This window comes from Dictyobacter halimunensis (genome assembly GCF_036245075.1).
Genome location: NZ_BSRI01000001.1, coordinates 2,224,025 through 2,246,628, shown reverse-complemented (window position 1 = coordinate 2,246,628; position 22,604 = coordinate 2,224,025). Strand labels below are relative to the sequence as shown.

14 protein-coding genes are annotated in these 22,604 nt (G+C 55.6%); 6 read left to right on the top strand and 8 right to left on the bottom strand.

Going from position 1 to position 22,604, the window contains the following annotated elements:
* Positions 1–124: 124 nt before the first annotated feature.
* A complete protein-coding gene (locus tag AABA21_RS08945) occupies positions 125–3,481 on the top strand; it encodes an efflux RND transporter permease subunit (protein WP_338248974.1) in 3,357 nt (1,118 codons plus the stop codon).
* Positions 3,482–3,530: 49 nt separating this feature from the next.
* Here AABA21_RS08945 and AABA21_RS08940 read toward each other — a convergent pair whose 3' ends face one another.
* The 5 genes from AABA21_RS08940 to AABA21_RS08920 form a co-directional block, all read right to left on the bottom strand.
* Positions 3,531–3,974 carry an NADAR family protein gene (locus AABA21_RS08940; RefSeq protein ID WP_338248972.1) on the bottom strand — a complete coding sequence of 148 codons (444 nt, stop codon included), beginning with the start codon at positions 3,972–3,974 and terminating at the stop codon, positions 3,531–3,533.
* Positions 3,975–4,024: 50 nt separating this feature from the next.
* Positions 4,025–5,074, bottom strand: coding sequence for a hypothetical protein (locus AABA21_RS08935; RefSeq protein WP_338248971.1), 1,050 nt, complete (start codon positions 5,072–5,074; stop codon positions 4,025–4,027).
* A gap of 194 nt (positions 5,075–5,268) precedes the next feature.
* A complete protein-coding gene (locus AABA21_RS08930; protein WP_338248969.1) occupies positions 5,269–7,563 on the bottom strand; it encodes a peptidase domain-containing ABC transporter in 2,295 nt (764 codons plus the stop codon).
* Entirely contained in the window at positions 7,564–8,148 is a 585-nt protein-coding gene (locus AABA21_RS08925) for a hypothetical protein (RefSeq protein WP_338248967.1), read from the bottom strand. It abuts the gene before it with no gap.
* A gap of 506 nt (positions 8,149–8,654) precedes the next feature.
* The gene (locus AABA21_RS08920; protein WP_338248965.1) at positions 8,655–10,880 is read right to left on the bottom strand and encodes an ATP-binding protein; all 2,226 of its coding nucleotides are present in this window, start codon (positions 10,878–10,880) and stop codon (positions 8,655–8,657) included.
* A 537-nt stretch (positions 10,881–11,417) separates the two neighbouring features.
* On the opposite strand from AABA21_RS08920, the gene AABA21_RS08915 reads away from it, so the two are divergent.
* The 3 genes from AABA21_RS08915 (at position 11,418) to AABA21_RS08905 (ending at position 14,112) form a co-directional block, all read left to right on the top strand.
* Entirely contained in the window at positions 11,418–12,239 is an 822-nt protein-coding gene (locus AABA21_RS08915; RefSeq protein ID WP_338248963.1) for a sensor histidine kinase, read from the top strand.
* A gap of 44 nt (positions 12,240–12,283) precedes the next feature.
* Positions 12,284–13,018, top strand: coding sequence for a response regulator transcription factor (locus tag AABA21_RS08910; RefSeq protein ID WP_338248961.1), 735 nt, complete (start codon positions 12,284–12,286; stop codon positions 13,016–13,018).
* Positions 13,019–13,242: 224 nt separating this feature from the next.
* On the top strand, positions 13,243–14,112 hold the full coding sequence (locus AABA21_RS08905; RefSeq protein WP_338248959.1) for a DUF6585 family protein: 870 nt from the start codon (positions 13,243–13,245) through the stop codon (positions 14,110–14,112).
* Between the two features lie 136 nt (positions 14,113–14,248).
* Here the strand turns inward: AABA21_RS08905 and AABA21_RS08900 are convergent, their stop codons facing one another.
* The 3 genes from AABA21_RS08900 to AABA21_RS08890 all read right to left on the bottom strand — a co-directional run bounded on the left by AABA21_RS08900 (position 14,249) and on the right by AABA21_RS08890 (position 20,049).
* Positions 14,249–16,498 carry an FUSC family protein gene (locus AABA21_RS08900; protein WP_338248958.1) on the bottom strand — a complete coding sequence of 750 codons (2,250 nt, stop codon included), beginning with the start codon at positions 16,496–16,498 and terminating at the stop codon, positions 14,249–14,251.
* Positions 16,499–16,752: 254 nt separating this feature from the next.
* Positions 16,753–17,214 carry a response regulator gene (locus tag AABA21_RS08895; RefSeq protein ID WP_338248956.1) on the bottom strand — a complete coding sequence of 154 codons (462 nt, stop codon included), beginning with the start codon at positions 17,212–17,214 and terminating at the stop codon, positions 16,753–16,755.
* Positions 17,215–17,325: 111 nt separating this feature from the next.
* Entirely contained in the window at positions 17,326–20,049 is a 2,724-nt protein-coding gene (locus AABA21_RS08890) for a PAS domain-containing sensor histidine kinase (RefSeq protein WP_338248954.1), read from the bottom strand.
* Positions 20,050–20,492: 443 nt separating this feature from the next.
* Between AABA21_RS08890 and AABA21_RS08885 the strand changes: the two genes are divergently transcribed.
* Both AABA21_RS08885 and AABA21_RS08880 read left to right on the top strand, forming a co-directional pair.
* Positions 20,493–21,743, top strand: coding sequence for a Tm-1-like ATP-binding domain-containing protein (locus AABA21_RS08885; protein WP_338248952.1), 1,251 nt, complete (start codon positions 20,493–20,495; stop codon positions 21,741–21,743).
* 31 nt (positions 21,744–21,774) lie between these two features.
* Positions 21,775–22,602, top strand: a complete 828-nt coding sequence (locus AABA21_RS08880; protein WP_338248949.1) for a phosphoenolpyruvate hydrolase family protein — start codon at positions 21,775–21,777, stop codon at positions 22,600–22,602.
* Positions 22,603–22,604: the final 2 nt, after the last annotated feature.

Here is a 22,604-nt window from a genome sequence, read left to right as displayed (position 1 = left end):
AACTGATCGCTAAACGCATACCCTGATAACCCGATAAACCCGTCTATTATAATGCGAACTTAATAAACGTTTAATAAGTACAGCTATCAAGCCATATCCAGATCATCCGAAAGGAGCAACGGTAATGTCCTTTTTATCGAGGATTAGCCTTGCCAATAAAAGTATAGTAGCGCTGGTCACCATTGCGATCCTTGTCTTTGGTGGCTTAACGATCCCCTCGATTAAGCAAGAGCTATTCCCGTCCATTTCATTTCCTACGGTCTCAGTAGTCACCATCTACCAGGGTGCCTCGCCGTCGATCGTTGAGCATGACGTCACCAATCCACTTGAACAGAACTTTCAAGGGATCGCGGGCGTGCAGACGATAACCTCGTATTCAAACGAGGGTGCATCGATCATCTCCGTTTCATTCGATTACGGAACCGATCTCGATAAGGCGCGCCAGACGCTCTCGCAGCGTATCTCGCAGGCGCAGTCGAGTCTGCCCAGCAACACAACGCCCCAGGTGCAGTCATTTAGCATCGCCGACCTGCCCATTATGCAGCTGGCCGTGACCTCCGATGCTGATGCCCAGACCCTGGCGACGCAGCTGAAACAAAACGTGGTGCCCAGCCTGGAGCGCATCGATGGCGTTGGAACCGTCAATGTAACTGGTGTGCGCAACCAGATCGTCAGCATTACGCTTGATCCCGCCAAAATGAAGGCCGATGGCATCAGCTCCACGCAGGTTTCAGGCGCGCTGCAGGCCAACAACCTGAGCATCCCGGCCGGTGATGTAACCGCCAATGACAAAACGGTCCCTATCAAAGTTGGCAATACGCTCAATTCGCTGGATGATCTGAAAAATCTGGTAGTGGGCACGCATACCACAGGTGTCACGGGTACCCCTGGCGTCGGTGGCGCGACCGGTGGCACTGGCAGCTATCCTGGAGCCGGAGGCGCTGGCAGTACAGGTGGCACTGGTAGTTTTCCCGGCGCCGGTGGCACCGGTGGGACCGGCGGTAGCTATTCTGGTGCTGGCGGCGCTGGTAGTGCCGGTGGTAGCAGCAGCTATCAGGGTTCCGGTAGCACGGGCTTTGGCGCTGCTACGCCAACCACAGGGGCTGCCGTTCCCCAGGTCACGCTGGTCAAACTGAAAGATGTCGCGACCGTCGAAGAGGTGCTTGCTCCTTCGACATCATTGACGCGCACCAATGGCAAGCCCAGCCTGGGACTCTCCATCGTCAAATCGCCCAGTGGCAATACCGTCTCCATTTCTAACGCGGTACGCGACCAGCTCAAGACCCTGCAGAATAATCTGGGACACAACGCCAGCATCTCGATCGTCTCTGACCAGGCACCGTCGATCAGCAAATCCATCCAGGATCTGACGCGCGAGGGTCTGATCGGCGCCGTCTTCGCCATCATCGTGATCCTGATCTTCCTGCTGTCGGTCCGTTCTACCCTGGTAACGGCGATCTCTATCCCGCTGTCGATCGTGATCGCATTGATCGGTATCTACGTCGGCAACTATACGCTGAACATTTTAACGCTGGGCGGCCTGACCATCGCCATCGGTCGCGTGGTCGATGACTCGATTGTGGTACTTGAAAACATTTATCGCCACCTGCAACAGGGGGAGAGGAAAGACATAGCCATTCCCGCGGCGGTTCGCGAGGTGGCTGGTGCCGTCACCGCGTCAACGTTGACCACAGTAGCCGTCTTCCTGCCCATCGCCTTTACCGGCGGCATTGTAGGAGAGCTGTTCCGCTCCTTCTCGGTCGCGGTCACCATCGCCCTGCTGGCATCGCTGTTCGTGGCCCTGACCATTATCCCGGTACTGGCCTACTGGTTCCTGAAATCACCCAAACCCGGCAAGGAGCACAAAGCGGAAAAGGTCGCGTGGCTAGAGCGTGGCTATACCGCCCTGGTACGCTGGGTTACGGGTCGCGGCTGGCAGCGTGCCCTCACGCTGGTTCTGGCCCTGGCTATCCTGGTCGGCACCTTTAGTCTGCTCGGTCGCTTGCAGACCAACCTGTTCGGCTCTTCCGGGCAGAACACCTATTCGGTCACCCTGACCATGCCGCCAGCGACCAGCCTGCAGAAGACCGATGAGGCCGCGAAGCAGGTAGAGCAGACCCTGCAGGGACTGCCACACGTTGCTACCCGGCAGACCGTGGTGGGCTCGAATGGTGGCCTCTCCAGCTTCTTTGGCGGCGGTGGCACCAACACGGCGACCTTCGCCCTGGCCACGGACGAGAACGCGGACCAGGCGACATTTGAGAAGGATCTGCGCGATCGCATCAACGGGCTCAAAAATGTTGGTGCCCTGACGGTCTCGTCCGGTGGTGGTGGCGGCTTCAACGGCTCCAACCTGGAGGTCGACGTCAAAGCATCTGACGACACCACCCTGCGCGCGGCATCGCAGCAGGTCAAAGACGAGGTAGCAAAGATCTCGGGTCTCACCGACGTCTCCAGCAACCTGTCCGACGCCGTGCCGCAGATCGAGATTAACGTTGATCCGCAGAAGGCGCTAAAATATGGTATGACGGCCGCCCAGGTCGCTCAGAATCTGCGCGCGATCTATAGTGGTACCCCCGGCGTGACCAAACTGACGATCAATGGTACCCAGCTCGACGTCAACCTCTACTACGGTACCCCGGTCAACACGGTCGATAAGATCCGTGACCTGACCATCCCGACCACGCTGGGTAGCGCCAAAGTAGGCGACCTGGCAACCGTACAGAGCGCCAACGGTCCCACGCAGATCACCCATATCGACGGCAATCGCACCGCTTCGGTTACCGCCACCATCACCGACCCCAACGTGGGCGCCGTCAGTAGCACGGTACAGCAGCGCCTGTCCAAACTGACCCTGCCCAACGGCGCGACCTATTCGCTGGGTGGTGTCACCTCGCAGCAGTCCGACACCTTCAGAAACCTGCTGCTGGCGATGGCCGTCGCCATCATGCTGGTCTACTGTATCATGGTAGCTACCTTCCGCAGCCTGCTGCAGCCGCTCATCCTGCTGATCTCGATCCCGTTCGCGGCGACCGGCTCGTTCGTCCTGCTGCTGATCACCAGGACCCCGCTGGGTGCGGCCGCCCTGATCGGCTTCCTGATGCTGGTCGGTATCGTCGTCACCAACGCCATCGTCCTGCTTGACCTGGTGCGGCAGTATCGCACGCAAGGCATGGACGCGCAATCGGCGGTCGTCGAGGGTGGACGCCATCGCCTGCGCCCCATCCTGATGACAGCCATCGCCACCATCCTGGCCCTGCTACCGATGGCGCTTGGCTTTGGTGGTTCCGGCGGCTTCATCTCGCAGCCACTGGCTATCGTGGTCATCGGAGGACTGACCACCTCCACCATCCTCACCCTGCTACTGGTCCCAACGCTGTACGTCATCGTCGAAAGCATCCGTGGCCGCTCCGGCGGAGCCCTCCCCACGCCAGCCATCGAAGAGCAAAACACAGCCGAAGAACCCGTACCCGCGGTTTAAACACGACGGAGGCGCGGTCGAATGACCGCGCCTCTTCTTTCTTTATGCTTTATTGGGCGCGCTCCCGTAATATTGAGCGTACCTCCATCAAGATTTGGCCGAGCTTGTTGCGGCCGCTGCCGTCGCGCCCGATGCCCCAGTAGTAATCGCCGGGGGCGTTCTCAACGATCTCTTCGTCGCTGGTGGACAACAGCAGATCCCGAATTTCGGCGTGGGTCTCGAACTTGCGCAGCACGGCACTCCGCATGATGTCATCCTTCACGCTCTCCCAATCGGGACGCAAGGGGCGCTTGCGATCGCGGCCCATCTCGGCCGCCAGTTTGGGACTATAGGCCCGGCGCACCGACTCCTCATGCGGGGTGCCCGCGAACTTCTGAGCCTGGAAGTAATGCTCGCTGGTCGGCCACCAGACACCATCAATCTTGAAGCCATGCCTGGAAAAATTGGAGAAGCAGCCATACGGCTCCTCTCGCACGCTATAAAAGGAGATCATCCCTGTCCCTTTCCTGATATAATCGGACGCGAGGTCCGTACATATGGTGTTTAGAGGATTTTGTAGATGTTGACGGCGCCTACATTGACGTGCGTATTGATGCGGGCGCGGGGCGCTTCGCCAACGACGTTGCTGGCAAACTGGTTTTCAAAAGATCCTATGTTAGTATGTGAATGCACCTCAAAAGCGGATGTTGACGGCAGATGCAGTTGGATGTCACCAATGTTGGTGTGACACTCATATGTACCGGTTGAATCAAGCTCGCCAAAGAGCTTAAACTCGCCAATATTATTGGTGATAGAGCTCTGGCGGCGCAGGACAACATCCCTGGCTTCTATCGAACCGATATTCAATTTGAGCTGGAACTGTCCATTGACACCATCCAGTTCTATCGAACCGATGTGCTGATACGCCTGAACATCGCAGTTCTGAGGGACGGCAATATCCAGGTCGATGCCAGATAGCATGGAGACGCCAGTATGCCTGGCGTTATTTCCACCCTTGATCGTTAAGCGGTCGCCTTCCTGAATATATACCACATTGAGATCTTCCATACGCGCGTAGCGTCCCTGGGTCCTCTTCGTGGCTTTGACCACGATATTGTTAGAGTCGCCACGACGAATACGCATAGTGCCAACAGGATTATCAACAACCAGCCCTGCCATATTCTGAACTGAAAATGTCCTGATCGGCTCTTCCTCCATCTCACGCTTACCTGTAAAGACCCAGAACGCTAATCCTCCAATAAGCAGGAAGATGAGCGGAAAGAGTCCCTTCACGCTGGCGCCCGATGACGATGCGATAACGATGCCGATGCCGATACCGACCAGCAGGTAGATCCATTTTTCGTTCCGTTTAAATTGCTGTGGCCGAAGTTTCTCGCCCATCGACTCCTGCTGCTGGGAGTTAGCATAGCCCTCTCCATATGAATGCTCAGAGGAGTCAGGATCAGAGGACAGTGGCGGCAGCCAGGGCTGCTGAATAGCTGGTTCCTGTTCGTGAGGATCGTTATTAATGATGCGCGGCTGATATGTCATATCAGGCACCGGCTGCTTTTCTGTCTCCTCGTGAGGCGAAAACATAGATTCCTGATTATTCATCGATAAGCTCTCCCATAATACCTATAATATATAGCACGCAAATATATTCTATAGATCAAATATATCGAGGAGATATTACCATACACCGTACTGGAGGCTGAGCGCTCCCTTACAGCAATCCTCATACGCAGCCGCCCTTAGTGTTTAGTGAGGCATTGCTGCCTCACTAAACACTCATTAAGCGCCCTTCTTCTTTAGAAGGACAGCTCTTCTTCGATCTGGTTGTGTACCAGGTGGGCGTAGTAGCCGTTCAGTTTGAGCAGGTCGTTGTGGGTACCGCGCTCTACGATATGTCCCGCGTCGAGCACGATGATGGTGTCCGCGTTGCGGATCGTGCTCAGGCGGTGGGCGATGATGATCTGGGTGCAAGCAAGCTCAGACAGATTTTTTTCGACCTCGCGCTCGGTGACCACGTCCAGGGAACTGGTGGCCTCGTCCAGCAGCAGAATGCGTGGTTGATGCACCAGGGCACGCGCCAGGGCCAGACGCTGACGTTGTCCACCCGACAGGGCGTTGCCGCCTTCGGCCACATAGGTTTCGTAGCGCATCGGCATCATCGAGATCTCTTCGTGCAGGCAGGCTTTTTTTGAGGCTTCGATGATCTGCTCCATGTCGACATCTGGATGGGCAAAGGAGATATTCTGACGAATAGAGCCGCTGAAGACACCCGACTCCTGAATAACAACGCCAAGCTGTTCACGTACAGCCTGATAATTCATCGTCTGCAGCGAGATGCCATCGTAGAGAATGTCGCCACCGGTTGGCGGATACAGGCCGAGCATCAGTTTGCCCAGCGTGCTCTTGCCCGAACCGGTCTGACCCACCAGGGCGATTCTCTGCCCCGGCTCGATGGTGAGGGAGATGTCTGTGAGCACATCCGGTAGCTGGGGATCATAGCGGAAGCTCACGTTATCCACCACAATATGGCCCGTCAGGACCGGTGGAGGCTCGACCTCGTAGACGTTTTGCTCAACGCCCGCACTATAGACGTCGCTGATACGGTTAATATGCGAGCGCACCACCTGCAGCTGCATGGCGCTGCTCACCAGCGAGGTCAGAGGGGACAGGAAGGTGGCGGCCAGCGAATTCAGGGCCAGCATGGTGCCCAGCTCCAGCTGTCCGTTCAACACCTGCACGGTACCTAACCAGAGTAAGAAGAGAGGTGCCGCGATCTCCAGGAGAGACACGAAGCTACTGATGATGGACGTATAGATGTTGTGCCGATTGGAGATATTCAACTGATTATAGAAGTAGTTGAGCCATTGGTGGAAGGCCTGCATCTCGTAGCCAGCCGATTTAACGGTCTCCATACTGGTCAGCAATTCTGTAACGTAACCCTGGGATTTACCGGTTGCCTCCAGTTCCTGGGTGGCGAACTGCATATTGGTCTTGTTGGAGGCGAGCATAATGATTATCTCCAGACCACCAATGACCAGCACTAGCACGCCAAAGGCCCAGGAGAGTCCGAAGAGGATGAACATATAGACGATGACCAGGCCGCCATCCAGCAAGCTAGAGACCAGTTGCGAGCTAACGGTCTGACGCACCACAGCGTTACTTGAGATACGCGTCATAATATCGCCGCTGGAGCGCTGCTGGAAAAAGCTCAATGGCAAGTGTAGCATATGCTCGAAGAAATCAGGAAAAACCTTGGTGTCGATGCGGTTCTGCAGATAGACCAGCAGAAAAGAGCGTAGCAACGTGATCAGGCTTTCAGTCAGAATTAACACCAGCATACCAATGCCGATGATGGGCATGACGCTGGTCAGGCGCAGGGGCAGGATCTGGTCGATAATGACTTTGGTGAGCAACGGAATAATCAGTCCAAAGACCTGCAGCACGATTGAGGCCAGCAGAATCTGAAAGAAGACCATCGGCGCGCGCTTCAGGTATTGGCGTGCATAGCTTCTCAGCGTCAGCACGCGCGGCTCGGATGCTCGCGAGAACGTAGGGCTGGGCTCCATCATCAGCACGATGCCGGTAAAGCCGTCGTTGAACTGGGAGGCGGTGAGGCGTTTGCGGCCAATCGACGGATCAACCACGTCGACATGCTGCGGCGTCCAGCGCTCAACCACGATAAAGTGGTTAAATTCCCAGTGTACGATGGCGGGCAAGCTCACGAAACGAAAATCGGTGCTCTGCATCGAGATCGCGCGCACGCGCAGCCCATAGTTGCGTGCCGCCTGCACGATGCTGCGAGCCGAGAGACCGTCGCGTCCGATATTATAAAGATTCCGGATGTCGGCCACATTCGTTTTGCGTCCGTAGTAGGTCAGGAGTATGGCAAGACAGGCGGCGCCACACTCTACAGCGTTCATCTGGAGAATAACGGGTACTTTTTTCCGCCGCATACCATACAGAAAGAGCAGCGTATGCTGCAGCCAGAGCGGTAGAAAGGCCGGCGGCTCCCACGGGGCTGGAGGGGGTATGAAAGGGCGTTCGGGTTGTGATTGAGGATCTGGCTGAACATCATTTTGTGTCCGTTGCATTTAGGAACCTCCCATCAGCCTATCAAAACCAGGCATGAGCGACAGTACCCGTTGCGTACCGGTCTGGATGCGCGCCTGCAACAGTGTGCCACTAAAGACGTGGTACTGCGCCGGCACTATTACCTTCATATGTACCGCCACCGAAGGAGCCGTGACGATCTGCGCGGCACTACAACTGAGTTGATAGTGCGTCTGGATCGCCTCTGGAGTAAGCACCAGGGGCTCCAGGCTGGTTACCCGGCTATCATAATAGTGCGCCCCCGAGGCGAACTGTGCCTGCCCGCTAATACCAGGACGAACATGGTCGCTGGAATAGACGGGCACAAAGACCAGGACATCAACCTCGCTTTGCTGCGCATTGATGCTATGCGAGTTTTGCTGAACAATGCCCGCGCCATTGACATAGACAGGGATACGTTCCATCCAGGCAATAATCCCACTTCCCAGTACCAGCAGAAACAACACCCAGACAAAGAGGAAGATCGGTGGTGAGACGATGCGCGGTAAAATATCTTCTTCGCGCCTGCGCATATAATGCTGTAACGCGTGCTCCCGGAAAAGAGGTCGTTTTTTCTGTTGCATCATAGGTTTGTTGATTACCCCGCCACATTGAGAGCAGTCATATGACAAAAACACAGAAGCCAGATTATCTATGCACCGTGCCAGATCCACCCCACTCAACATGCACACATAGAAATTGCTCCTGTGCCCTTATTCAACTTGCTGCAGGATTACACCCATACAAAAACGCTATCCCTCTAAAGCTCTTGCACTGAAGATTTATGATTACAGCTTAATTAGTACCCTATAAGCGATTCACAGTCAAGCTGATCGTTGATTTATAGTCGTGTTACCGGCCTGGAAGATAATAGGCCCGGCAAAACGAGAAAAGACCCCAGTACGTGCGGGGCTTGCCCCCGCTTCCTTGCATCCCAAAAGGAAAGGCACCCTCAAAGCGATCAAGGACGGTTGCATGCGATGCTACTTTTTCGAGCAGCGAAGAAGAAAGCGGGGGCAAGCCCCGCACGTACTGGGGTTGTGTTTCTTGTTGCTTGCTCTAAAATTGAACGTATTGGTCGCGAGGGACGAGCCTACGCCATATGTATATCATCGACAAGAGGCAATGATATATAAAATGTGGTGCCGACATTTTCAATCGATTCGAACCAGATGCGACCATTGTGGCGCTCAACCAGCTCCCGGCAAAGATAAAGGCCAAGCCCGGTGCCGCTGATGCCGCGCACGTTATCGGCGCGCATAAAGCGGCCAAAGATGCGGGCCTGTTGCTGCACAGGGATACCTATACCCGAATCTTTGACGGCAAGCAGGCAGTGCTGTTGGTCGGGGGATTTCGCCAGGGCGATTTCGATGACACCGCCGGCGGGAGAATATTTGATGGCGTTGTTGAGTACATTGGTCAGGACCTGCTCCAGGCGTCGGCTATCGGCATTAACAACGAGGTATTCAGCCCCGTATGTTGCCTTTAACTGATGCTGCTCCGTCGTCAGTTGCGTGCGTTTAATGACGCGCCGTGCCAGAGCAACCATGTCGATGGCCTCCATCTGTAGTTCCAGATGACCAGCGTGCAGACGCGACACATCCAACAGGTCTTCCGTCAGTTCTACCAGGCGCCTGGTGGCCTGATCGATATCCTGGATGGATTCCATCTGCCAGTCCGCAAGGGTCGAGCCATTGCCGCGTGCGGTCTGCACGATTAACGTCTGCGCGCAGCCATGCAGAACGGCCAGGGGGGTGCGCAGCTCATGGGCCGCGATCCCGATAAATTCATCCTTTAAATATTCCGCCTCTTTGAGCGCGGTCACATCCTGGTGGACCACGATCGCCGATAGCTCCGGCTCCTCTATTCCCGAAGCGACCAGCGACGGAACCCGAAACTTATTCGGTGGGAGCGCGATCGCGTTGACCAGTACGGGCAACGTGGTGCCATCGGCGTGACGGATAACCTCCTGGTGCTGGTAGACCGTCTCACCCTTCTGAACCGCGCGCAAGGTAGCCAGTTGTTCATTGGGCAGGATACGGCCATCGTTCATAAAGATGCGGATCTGGTGCTCACCCAGAAATTCGAGCATCGACTGCCCCGGCTTCCATTCCGCCCCAAAGACCGTGCGCGAGGCGTGGTTAGACATCACGAGCCGAGCATCTTTACCGCGTACCAGGTATACGCTGGTGGGCAGTTCATCCAGAATCATCTGCAGCAGGGAACGCCTGGCCTCGGTATCGGCATGGACCTGGCGCTCATGCAGCAGTCGCTGCGCCTCGGTCGCATCGTGCCAGACCACGACCGCCTCGGAATGGGCATCCTGTTCCGCATCATGGCTCGCATCGCCCAGCAGAGCGGAATTTTTATACAGCTCGCTCAAGGGGAGAGGTGCCGCATTGATCACGTAATCGCGCTGCTCATGGGAGCCATCGATGACGGTAACCGTGGTCTCTTCCTTCATCTGTCTGCTCAGGACAGTGGCCGCCGGCTGGTAGAGCATCTGCTCCATGATCTGTTTTCCATCGGGCAATTGCAGTAGCTGCTGGCGCAGATCGCGGGCACGCTCATTCTCACGGATAATGTTGCCACGCTGATCAACCAGGATCACCCCATCGGCGATACTCTGGAAGAGCGCATCCATCTCACGGGCGCGCATCTGCATGGCCTGGTAGAGGCGCGCGTTCTCCAGAGCGACCGCCGCCTGGGCGGCCAGACCCTGCAGGAGCCGCTCGTCGTCCGCGCTAAAACGATCAGGTTCTGGATGTCCCAGCAGCAGGCCACCGCGTACCTCGTTATTGCTATCGAGTAGAGGCACGCCAAGGAAGCTGCAGATCACGGGATGCATCGATGGCACCCCCACCTGGCGCAGTTCATCGACGGGCATATTGCCATGGGCGAAGCGCAGAGCCGCCTCGCGCGCCTCTTCATGCGAGTAGGTAGGACGATCAGTATGCACGGACGCCATCTTCATGGCATCGCCTACGCGCACAGGCACCCCATAGCGAAAGATGGGGGCCAGTAGTCCTTCGCCACCCAGGTGAATCTTGCGAAAAAACTCTTCTTGCTCTTTGCTTACTCCGATTACGGCCGCCAGGTAGAAAAGATTCCCCTCCGAAGGCACCAGCGCCACACCCTGTTCATTCACAGGCCGCAGCGTAAAGGCCGCATAGGCCGCCCCGGTCAGATCTGTTGCCGTCTGAGCAATAAGGTGAAGAAGGCGTGACTCGTTCTTTTCACTCATCAGGGCTACACTTACCCGACTGAGAGCATCAAAACGCTCTACTTCTGAGAGCACCTTCTTCTGAAATTGTTCCATGACATCGCCCTTTTCCACATGAACATATGTATTATCACGCTCCGGCCACGTACATTGTGACTGTATTGTGATGCCAGTGGGCATCCTACTCTTTCTCTTTAGAGCATTCCAATCTATAATCTATAGTAAAGCACAAGCTTACTACTGACAAGGGGTTTGGACTTGAATGTGCCTGACTCTCGTCACAGTGTGGCACATAAGCGCCCCCGCACGGGCGTCCGCTACGCGGCCGCACTGGTTTTTGTGGTGGTGTATGGGATGGGGTGCGCAACCGCGCACCCCATCCCATACACCAACATAAAACTGACCTGAGAGCCACTGCAAGTGAGAAACCTCCCGTTATTGCGGTGACTCCTGAGCGCGGCCGCACTGGTTTTAGTGGTGGTGCATGGGATAGGGTGCGCGGTTGCGCACCCTATCCCATGCACCACCACTAACGGACTAACACGGGCAACACATAGAGGTGGAAATAATAGAGAAGTCATGCCAGGGAAAGATCAGGATTTGATAATAAAAGCGGCAAGGAATTTAGTCTTCATGACCGATGAGCATATAGGAAATAAACAACCCAGAATCTATCTAGACCAGCATTATTCGGCACAGTTCTTACAGGCGGAAGTACTTGCAACGCTCAGCCATGAATTACGCGGTCCACTGGCCGTTATAAAAGGTTATGTAACCACGCTTTTACGCTACGATCACATGATCGACCAGGCTGAACGCGCTGATTTCCTCAAAGCCATCGATGAGGGAAGCGATCGTCTGGCCGCCAGTATCGATCAGTTAATGGAACTGGCGCAGATGGAGAGTGGCGCCATCGCGCTTCATCCCACGACCATCAGCCTACCTCATCTTCTTCGTACAGTCATTACAAAATTTGAACGTACGGTTCCAGGGCGTCAATTTCACTTCTCACAAATCTCCTGTGACTTTTCGCCCTTCGAACATGATATACTACTTCAGGCGGATCAATCTCGTCTATTGATCGCCTTTGAAAACATTCTTGATAACGCGCTCAAATATTCGGATAGCGCAATCGAGATTACGCTTTCACCTGTATGTACGGATGAGGAAAAAGAACACCTGACGGCGTACAAGGATGTGGATGCCAGCCAGATGGTCGCCGTTACTATACGCGATTACGGCACAGGCATCCCAGCAGATAAGCTCGAACAGATCTTTGGCCGTTTCCAGCGCGTTGACCTGGGTCTGACACGTCAGGTCAATGGATTGGGCCTGGGATTAACGATCAGTAAGCACCTGATCGAGCTTCACCAGGGTAGCATCTGGGCGGAAAGCACGGTTGGAGGTGGGACCACCATGCATATCCTTTTGCCCACGAGCAGTTCATTAGCGTAAAGCCATTATCCCTAATATAGTATTTATTAAAAGGATTAGACCCTATGACTTCAAAAAAGACCAGAATCCTGACGGCCGACGATGATCCACAGTTACTCCGACTCGTCTCGCGCAACCTGGAGTTTGATGGCTACGAGGTGATAACCGCCCGTGATGGACAGGAGGCCCTGGAGTTGATCGGGGCGCATCATCCCGACCTGATTCTACTCGATGTGATGATGCCGCGTATGGACGGTTTGACCGTCTGCCAGCACGTACGTGAGTTTTCGGCGGTGCCGATCATCATCATTACGGCGCGCGGGCAGGACAATGATAAAGTAAAAGGGCTCGATCTGGGGGCCGACGACTATCTGACCAAGCCATTTAGTATCGAGGAACTGTTGGCACGGGTCCGCGCTGTCCTGCGGCGCACACAGTTTATGTCGCAAGAGCAGACACACGCGGTCCGCACCGTCACCCAGATCGGCGAGATGAGCATCGATTACGCACAGCGAAAAGTCATGATGGGTGAAAAAGAGATCATTCTAACACCGACCGAATATCGCATCCTGGCCTATCTGACGCAGAACGCCGGGCGCGTCATCACCCAGGACCTGCTCCTTGAGCACGTCTGGGGCAATGAATATATCGGTGAGAGCCATATGCTCCAGGTCAACGTCAACCGCCTGCGCCGCAAGGTTGAGCCAGATCCCAGCCACCCCAACTATATCCTGACCAAGATCGGCATCGGCTATCAATTCGCCCTCAATCCAGGCAAGGTGGGTCAAACGACCAATTAATAGCTAAAAGGGAACAGAAGGAACTAGTACTGTGGGGTTCTCAGGGGCTGCTCAGCCCCTGAGAACCCCACAGTACTAGTTCCTTCTGTTGTGAAAAATCCGGTCGTGTCTTGCGCACGCGCATATGGACGCCACCCAGCGTATGTATATGCATACTCAGAGGTGGGATATATAATGTATAATACGACAAAGCAAAGGACATTGAACGGAGGCCAGACAAAAGCGTGAAGTCACAACAAGATACACAAAATATTGATAATGAGTTATCATCACCATACTACGCCGAAGTACAACGACTGGCAACCGCCTATGCGTTGGGAGAGAGGCGTTCATCTTACACCCAATCCACAATTAATGGCGCGCGATTACTCATTAACGCCATTGTCTGGTTCGTCATCAGTGTCATTGGTCTCCTCTTTCTGATCGATGCTGCGCGCAAGATCACGCTCAGTCAGACGCTGGCCGATCCTCCTACCCTGCGCTCCATCGGTGCCATCGGGGTAATCAGTCTGATTATCCTCCTTGGCTGCTTTTTGCAGGGTTGGCGCAACCTGCGCGAATATCGCTATCGCCACCGTGAGCAGGTGCACATATTTGAGGATGGCTTTGTCTTCCTGCAGGGACGGCAACAGAGCCATGTGCTACGCTGGGACAACATTGAAAGCCTCATGCGCGGCACCCTCGATCCCAAGCATCCCAGCCACATCATCGGCGATACCCTCTCGTTCATCACTGATAAGGATGTCCAGCTACTCCTGGAGCCAAAGGTGCAGCAGCGCTCCGAGCTCTGTGATACGATTGAGCGCGCCTACACCAATTATCGCTATCCAGGGATGCTTGAGCTCTATCGCCTGGGCGAGGACCTGGAGTTCGGCGATCTGATCATCAATCGAGAAGAGATCAGCCATGTACGCCCCAATAGCGACGAAGAGGAACAGCTTCCATGGGATGAGGTGGAATCGATCGAGGTAGGCGAAACCTATACACGCGTCTACAGCAAAGAGGATCATGATCATCCCTGGTTTGAGGTGCTTACGGCCGATGTGGATAACGCGCTGATCCTCAAAGAGTTAATCCCCATTATTTTCCAGTAAGAGGTGCCGCCTGCGGCGGCGAAGATAAAAAAGGGGGTGCGGGGACTTGATCATGCCCCCAGCATGCTCGCCCGCGCCCCGGCAGGAGGGCTAGTCGCCCTCCTGCACCTCCCACTTTCTACTTGCTCCAATTTGTTTATAAGCGGGACATGGCGGAGATGTCGTTGGTCAGGCGATCGAGTTGTGAGCCGACCAGGATGAAGTCGCGAACGGCTTCGCGGTTGGGGGTGTCAATCTTCTGCTCGGCCAGTTCGTGGGTGCGCTGCTGCAGCAGGGTTTGCAGGGATTCCTGCACCGTCTTCAGGCTCTCTTCCAATGAGTCAAACTGGCTGAGATGATGGCCCGAGAGGGCCGCTCCTTCGATGGCTTGCAACGCCTGCTCGGTCTGGCGAGTGAAGCTAGCGAGTCCAGGCAAACGGTGCTTGCCGCTCAGGGAGTGGAGATAGGTGGCTAGCGTGGTGATGCGATCGCTGAAATGCTGGTTGTAGGTGACCAGCGCGTAGAAGCGTTCGACATCGCCTTGCTTGGTTTTGGGTTCGCCCAGCATGCGCTGGAAGGCCGCCGCCGCGTTGGCGTTTTCCAGGTGCGCCTTTTTACTGGCCTGGCGGATCTGCTCATCCATCCCGGTCTGACCCAGGTAAGCGGCCAGCACGTGCTGGAAGTAGACGCGATTGGCCGCGATCGTGCGGGCCAGTTGCACCGGGAGGCGTTCGCGCTCCCAGAGGGGAGTGATCAGGTAACCGGCCGCAAGCGCGATCAGGCCACCAAGAATGGTATTCATGATACGTATGCAAGCGATCTGCCAGTTCCCAGGCATCGATATGTCCAGAAGCAGTACTACGAATAGGGTCAGGAAAGCGACGAAGGCCCCATAGTTGCCGTTCAAGAGTGCAAAGGCATAAAAACCCATCAATATCAGCAGGACGACGAGAAGCAGTTCGTTATGGATTGCGGCCGCCAGCAGGGCCGCCACCATGCCACCAAAGACCGTGCCAAAGACGCGCTGATGGGCGCGCTTACGCGTCCCGCCAAAGTCTGGCTTGAGGATAAACAGGATGGTCAGAGGTATCCAGAAGCCATGGGGGATATTGAACAACATGTAGATGGACACGGCCAGCGCGCTGGAAAGGGCCAGGCGGAGCGCGTGCCGGTAGACCAGCGATTGTGCCGTCAGGTTATCTTTCAGCAGTTCCCATGAGTTTCTGGTGGCGGCCAACATTCTCTGTACCCGTACGGTGAAGGTAGGCACGGACTCCTCGACGATGGCATCGCTCAATAGCCCCTCATTTAACTGGCACAGGTGACCACCCGCAACGCGAACCTCTTCGATCACAGCCTGCAGCAGGCGCAACACGTTGCGCACGCTTACCAGGGCGGCATAGTCATCGATGAAGCGCGGCAGGGTATCGCGCAGCAGGGCTTCGCGCTCCTCCAGCCACTGCAGGTCACGCTGCAGATCGGCGGCATCCAGAGAACGGCCCGCCCTGATCATGGCGGCAAAACGAGCCACCATCGCGGCAACATAGCGGATACACTCATCCAGCGACATCCCCACCTGGGCGACACGCGTCTGATTGTTGGCGATCTCGATCCCCTCGGCCAGCGCGATCGATGCGTTAAATAAGCGGTCGGCGGTCAGGATCAGCAAGAAGAAGCGCTGGCCGATCGGACTGGATCCCTGGCGCGCCGCGCGGAACGTGATGATCGTCGAGTGCGCCACATCGTGCGCGGCCAGCACCAGCCCCCGCTCGCGCGCGACACGTTGATTCCAGCGCTCAAACGTTGTCCGCTCCTGCTCACCCGGCAGGACACAGGCACCGGTCAGGAAGGTGCTCAGAGACTGATAGTAGTTAAAGATAGCCTGCCTGACCGGCTGGTGTGGCTGCAAGGGCCACAGGCACAGCGTCAGAAGCATGGCCCACAGGCCACCACCCAGAAACGCCACCAGGCGTTCAGCCGCTACCGCCAGAGAGCCCGGTTGCCCCAGCAGGAGGATAAAGATGCCGATCACGACAAAGCCAACCTTCGAGCCCATATTGCCGAAGATACCCAGCATGCTAAAGCCAAAGGCGCAGAGAAACATCAGAGGAACGGCCAGCCAGAAGATGCCGCCAGAGAGCGTCGCCACAAAAGCGGCCACAGCCACACCCAGGGTGGCCGCACCCATCGCGAACGCGCGGGTCCGATAAAGACCACCCACATCGGCCAGCACCACATACAGTCCGCTCAAGAAGCACATCATCCCCAACTCGGCTTTATGCAGCACCATCCCCAGTAGAAGCGGAATAACGGTAATGGCGGTAATACGCACGCCACTAATGACAGACGAGCGGTCAAGGCGTAGATTAGTCGTAATATAGGTAAGCAATACGTCAGAATACTTCATTCATTTTCCCATGCCAAATAATAATAAAATTTTGCGCATAAAAAAGCATTGCGCATGTAGAGGCAATGCATACCGGGCAGCGGAAGAAACATCAGGACATTGATGGGTAAAAGCAGCAGGAGTTTTCGGCGCTGAAAAATAAATGCTCTGGAAACGCGGGTGCTACCAAAGGACGGCGTAGCACTGGCATATGAGGCAAAACGACTTTAACTCATAGTTCCATATAGTAGTATAACACAAAAATGGCTGTGATGTCACAGGTAATCAGGCAGAGTTTTAGGCAGGATACCACAATCAAACCAGTAAAGCTTCAACGTCTTAACCACAGCCAGCAAGTGATTAATATTCATAGGCTTCAAAATGTAGCTACTGGCTCCCTGCAGCATCGTTTCAGTAACATACTGAGCATCGGAGAACGTAGTCCAGATCACGATCGGGATCATACGTAGATCCTCGCTCTTCTTAATCTCTTGCAGAACCTCAAAGCCATCAACAGAGACCAGATCCAGGTCCAGCAAAATGAGGGAGGGACGTGGAAAAGAGCTGGGGTCGCTAAATTCTTCACGGTGATAGAGATAATCCAGTGCCTCATTGCCATCGGAGCAGCGTATCATAGGCACGAGAATATTCACTTTTCTGAAGGCCCATTTGATTAGTTCTACGTCTTCCTCACTATCTTCCACCAGCAAGATAGGGGCTTCGGAGCCAGCATTCATAAAACGCTCTTTTCTAGTTTTTTAGTCATTGTATCATTTTTATCTGTATGATTTATATGCTGTGGCGAATGATGCACGATGCGCATCATTCGCCACAGCATATAAATATAATTACGGTTTATGCACTAATGGTAACATGAACCAGAACGTTGAGCCTGAGGGTGGGGTGCTATCCACACCGACCTGGCCATGGTGTTGCAAGATGATACCACGGCAGATATAGAGTCCCAGACCCATACCGGGTGATCCGTGATAGATAATCCGCCTGGGTATCTGGTAAAAGCGTTCCCAGATGCGCGCCTGCTCTTGCAGTAGCACACCGGGTCCCTGGTCCTGCACCTCTATCTTTACTACGTCCTCCATGACACAGATGCGTATCCCAATAGGAGCATCAGCAGGGCTGTATTTACTGGCGTTATTGATGTAATTTAATAGAACCTGCTCGATACGCTTTTCGTCGGCGATGACAAAAATCGGCTGTTGGGTGTCCGACGAGTGCAGAATGATGGGTTGAGCATCATCTTCAACCGTCGCTAAAATTACTATACGTTTTACAAGATCGATTAGATTAAAGAGTGTGGGATGCAGATCCAGGCACTGCCCCTGAATATAGGATGCATCCAGGATATCGTCGATAAGGCGATGCTCCAGCGTCACCTGTCGCTCGCCACGCTCCAGCATATCAACAACCTGTCCCATTAGCAGCATGGCCTGCTCGTTATCCTTGATCGATACCACCTCTTTAAGACGCTTAATGCGGCGGCGGGTGATCTGGATGCTGGCCTTGATGGTCGCCAGGGGAGACCGCAATTCATGCCTGGCCAGGTTGATAAACTCATCTTGCTGGCGGCTCACCTCGTCTTCAGCCACGGCACGAGCCTCGGCCGCCGTTCGCTCGCGCATGAGCCGTTCACGCTCAATCAACAGGGCAATTAGCTTGCCAACCGCCTTTAACAGTGCCAGGGCCTCATGAAGAGGATACATCTCCTCGACGTCGCTCCCATCGATACAGATCAGACCGGGATAGCTTCCACTGACATACAGCGGAGCGATCATAACTGTTTTGACGCTGCAGGCCGCCAGAATGGTGGTCAGAGCCGGAGAGCGCTCGACCTCTAATGCCATAGCCTCACCCGCCTGTAACGCTGCCAGTTGCTCCAACTCGAAAAACGTCGCCAGGTGGTAGGCTGAGAGACGCTCATACATATTCGCGCGCTCAATCGCGCTCCTCCCGCTGACTGCCAGCGGCTGGAAGCGTCCGGTATGCGCGTCAATCGTCACGATACAGCCAAGCTGGCTCTCAAAGAGATCGCGGGTCAATGTCAGCATCTCGATGGCGACTTCACGGCTATCACTATAGCTCCTCGCGTCTCCGGAAAAATCACCTTGATCGGGGAAGCGAGCCAGGGACTCGGCCATATGTAACAGGGTGAGCAATGCTTCACGTTTGCGGCGCGCCTGCTGATAACGGAAAGAGACGTCGCGCAAGATCAGGACCCCGCCCAGGAGCTGGCCATCGGCGGCATAAATAGGTGAGCCACCGATATTCACGGTCAGATCGCGCCCATCCAGAGCCGCCATATGCATATCCTCGGTGCCCGCTTTTTCCAACACTTCGCCATGCAAAACACGATAATGTGGCGTCTGTTCCAGAGATAAAGGCTGGCCATGCGCATCCTGCAAGCGCAATATCGCCAGGCGATTCTCCAGTGGATAGCTAAAAAAATCAGCATCCGGCGAAACCTGGTGTATCAGGTCGCGAGCCGCCGGATTCAAGCGTATAATTTCGCCATCCGGCCCCATGACGATAATGCCATCAGCGATCGCCTCAAAGGTGATATCCAGCTGCTGGCGTAGCTGCCACACCTGTTGTTCCGCCTCTTTACGCTCGGTAATATTTTTCGCCACCGCGTAGACCATCGTAAAACCGGCCGCCTCATCCTTCACACAATAGCAAATGTCATGCAGCCAGTACATGGCGCCAGATTTAGAGATGACGCGCCACTCCTGCTCATCAGCCAGGCCAGCATGCATGGCGGCGATGCGCGCGGCGGCCTTTGGCAGATCATCGGGATGACATAACTGCACGATATTCCATCCCATGGCATCCAGCTCTTCTCCGCTATATTCAAGCAGGTTCAGCAACGTATCAGAGACCCACTCGCGACGCAACTGGCCATCGGGTGCGATCTGACACACATAGGCATACTCGGCCAGGGAGCTGGAAAGGTGCAGCACCCGCTGCTGGCGCTCCTGCAGGTGGCGCTGCTCCAGCAAACGCCGCTCCAGCGTATGCTCAAGGTCGCGCCGCAGTTGATGAGGAGCCGTCACATCGCGCACCACGACCAGGATGCTACTCAATCTCCCCTGCTCATCCTGCAACGGCTTACCACTGATCTGCAAATACATCTCCTGTCCATCCAGGTCCCGAGCGCGCACCGTGGGAGCAACCGAGCCCAGCAGGGTCTCGCCCCGCAGCAAACGTGCCAGCGGCATGCTATCAGACGCAAATAGCTGCCCTGACTCCCCATCCGCATCCTGACGACAAACGTCCATCACCTCGGATAAATGTTGTGGAAACGCCGGCAGGATGCGCGCACAAAAAGACTGCGCCGCCATATTGTAGGACTCGATAGCCCCCTGCAGGTCCAGTTGAAAAATAGCATCTGGAATCGCTTCCAGCACGGTTTCAAGCTCACTTACCATGGTAGCCTGCTGCTCAGCCAGGGTGCCGGTCACGAGATGCGCATCATCCCGTGGTGCCTCAAGCGGAAAATGTATATGCTTATCTGGTGGATCGATATATGGAAAAGGTTGTGATGTAGTTTGCTCCATGAACCGGGTGCCTCGTCAGATATCTCATTGGAAAGGTATACCCAGTATACCAGTTTGTGTCCAATCACATAAGACGACGTCCACAAACAAAAAGGGTAAGGAGATGCCGGGCTCGCTCCGGCTTGGAGCCGAAGGCGACCCCGTCCCCTTTCAAGTATAGGTTTTCAGGGGCTTGCCCCTTGAACCCGCTTGTGCCGCCTGACGGCGGCACAAGGAGAGAGGAAATCAGGGGACACCCCTGAAACTCCGCCATGGGCTACCGCCCCTGGACCCCGCTCCAAAAAACCTATACCTGTAAGGACCCCGTCCCTGAGCGCGCATGAAGCCGGGGCAAGCCCGGCACCTACGGTAGATTCATTGGCTCATGTTTATAAGTTATACTATGGGCATGATATTCGCTATACGATGATGTGTTCACTTGTAGAGATTAAAGGATGGATATCATGGCTACTGTTATACTTCTGGGAACTTTGGATACTAAGGGCGTGGAATATGATTACTTGCGCCAGCGTGTGCAGCAATTGGGCTGCGAAGTTATTTTGATCGACGCGGGCGTCAGAGGTTCACCCCAGGTGCAACCGGATATTCCTCATGAGCAGGTGGCGCAGGCGGCGGGCATCGACGTGGCTCAGCTGGCGGCGCAAGGTGATCGGGGCGCGGCCGTAACGGCGATGGCACGTGGCGCGACGCAGATTGTGCTGGATCTATTCAAGCAGGGTCGGGTGCATGGCATATTTGGTCTGGGTGGCTCCGGCGGCTCCGCCATCGTGTCACAGGTAATGCGCGCGCTGCCGATCGGCGTGCCCAAACTGGTCGTCTCGACGATGGCCGCCGGCGATACACGTCCCTATGTGGGATCGGCCGATATCACGATGATGTATTCGGTGGTGGATATCGCGGGCATCAATCGCATCTCTGAGCGCATCCTGACCAACGCGGCCGCCGGCATCAGCGGGATGGCCCATGCCTATGAGAGCTTTAAGGCGGCCAGTAGCGGCAAGCCGTTGATCGGCGCCACCATGTTCGGGGTCACCACGCCATGCGTAGATGAGGCGCGTAAGTATCTGGAGGCGCGCGGCTACGAGGTGCTGGTCTTTCACGCCACGGGTACCGGAGGCCAATCGATGGAGACACTGGTCAAAGATGGCTTCCTGGCGGGTGTGCTGGATTGCACCACCACCGAACTGGCCGATGAACTGGTGGGTGGCGTCCTGAGTGCCGGCCCACATCGCCTGGAGGCTACGGGCGCCCAGGGCATCCCCCAGGTGGTCTCTCTGGGAGCGCTGGACATGGTCAATTTTGGACCGATGGATAGCGTGCCCGAGAAGTTCAAACAGCGCAACCTGTACAAGCATAATGAGACCGTCACGCTGATGCGCACCACCGTTGAAGAGAATGTCGAACTGGGACGCATCATAGCGCGCAAGCTCAATCAAGCCAGTGGACCAGTCGTGGTCTTTATCCCCCTGCGGGGCGTCTCGCTGATCGACGTTGAGGGCGGCCCCTTCCATGATCCACAGGCGGACCAGGCACTGATCGACAACCTCACCACCAATCTCAAACCGGAGATAGAGGTGCATAAGCTTGATATGGACATCAACGATCCGCGCTTTGCCCGCGCCATGGCCAGCCGCCTGGATGAATATGTCCAGCCCCGGCTCAAGCAGCCGGGACATGTGACCAGCGCGTCATGATGAGCAGAGCGATAAACGAAAGAGGAGAACTGTGCAAAGAACAGAGGCACTGACGCGACTTCAACAGACAGTCAAGCAGGGTGGAGTGATCGTGGGGGCGGGAGCCGGAACCGGACTCTCTGCCAAGTGCGTGGAGGCGGGTGGAGTCGATCTGATCATCATTTATAATTCGGGTCGCTACCGTATGGCCGGTCGTGGCTCCCTGGCCGGATTACTGCCCTACGGGGACGCCAATGCCATCGTGGTCGAGATGGCCAACGAGGTCTTGCCGGTGGTCAAAAATACCCCCGTGCTGGCCGGTGTCTGCGGCACCGATCCGTTTCGCATGATGCCCTATTTCTTGCGCCAGCTAAAAGAGATGGGCTTCGCCGGCGTGCAGAACTTTCCTACCGTAGGGCTGTTTGATGGTACGTTCCGCCAGAATCTGGAAGAGACCGGTATGGGCTTCGGGCTGGAGGTCGACATGATCCATGCCGCGCACGAGCTGGATCTGCTCACCGCCCCTTATGTCTTTAATCCCAATGAGGCGCGCGCCATGGCTGAGGCGGGCGCCGATATCCTGGTGCCCCACATGGGACTGACCACCAAGGGCTCGATCGGCGCGCAGACCGCTGTTACTCTGGACGACGCGGTCACGCGCATCCAGGTCATGCATGACGCGGCCAAAAAAGTCAACCCTGAAGTGCTGGTCCTCTGCCATGGTGGTCCCATCGCCGAACCAGAGGATGCCGCATATGTTCTGCAACGTACCAGGGGCATCGCCGGTTTCTTTGGCGCATCCAGCATGGAGCGCCTCCCCACAGAGATCGCCATCACCGAGAACACCCGCCGCTTTAAGGCCATTCAGAGAGGAGAATAAAA

Bases quoted from the DNA above. Each gene is read 5' to 3' on its own strand.
- AABA21_RS08945 (WP_338248974.1), top strand. From the start codon at position 125: ATGTCCTTTTTATCGAGGATTAGCCTTGCCAATAAAAGTATAGTAGCG.
- AABA21_RS08940 (WP_338248972.1), bottom strand. From the start codon at position 3,974: ATGATCTCCTTTTATAGCGTGCGAGAGGAGCCGTATGGCTGCTTCTCC.
- AABA21_RS08935 (WP_338248971.1), bottom strand. From the start codon at position 5,074: ATGAATAATCAGGAATCTATGTTTTCGCCTCACGAGGAGACAGAAAAG.
- AABA21_RS08930 (WP_338248969.1), bottom strand. From the start codon at position 7,563: ATGCAACGGACACAAAATGATGTTCAGCCAGATCCTCAATCACAACCC.
- AABA21_RS08925 (WP_338248967.1), bottom strand. From the start codon at position 8,148: ATGATGCAACAGAAAAAACGACCTCTTTTCCGGGAGCACGCGTTACAG.
- AABA21_RS08920 (WP_338248965.1), bottom strand. From the start codon at position 10,880: ATGGAACAATTTCAGAAGAAGGTGCTCTCAGAAGTAGAGCGTTTTGAT.
- AABA21_RS08915 (WP_338248963.1), top strand. From the start codon at position 11,418: ATGACCGATGAGCATATAGGAAATAAACAACCCAGAATCTATCTAGAC.
- AABA21_RS08910 (WP_338248961.1), top strand. From the start codon at position 12,284: ATGACTTCAAAAAAGACCAGAATCCTGACGGCCGACGATGATCCACAG.
- AABA21_RS08900 (WP_338248958.1), bottom strand. From the start codon at position 16,498: ATGAAGTATTCTGACGTATTGCTTACCTATATTACGACTAATCTACGC.
- AABA21_RS08895 (WP_338248956.1), bottom strand. From the start codon at position 17,214: ATGAATGCTGGCTCCGAAGCCCCTATCTTGCTGGTGGAAGATAGTGAG.
- AABA21_RS08890 (WP_338248954.1), bottom strand. From the start codon at position 20,049: ATGGAGCAAACTACATCACAACCTTTTCCATATATCGATCCACCAGAT.
- AABA21_RS08885 (WP_338248952.1), top strand. From the start codon at position 20,493: ATGGCTACTGTTATACTTCTGGGAACTTTGGATACTAAGGGCGTGGAA.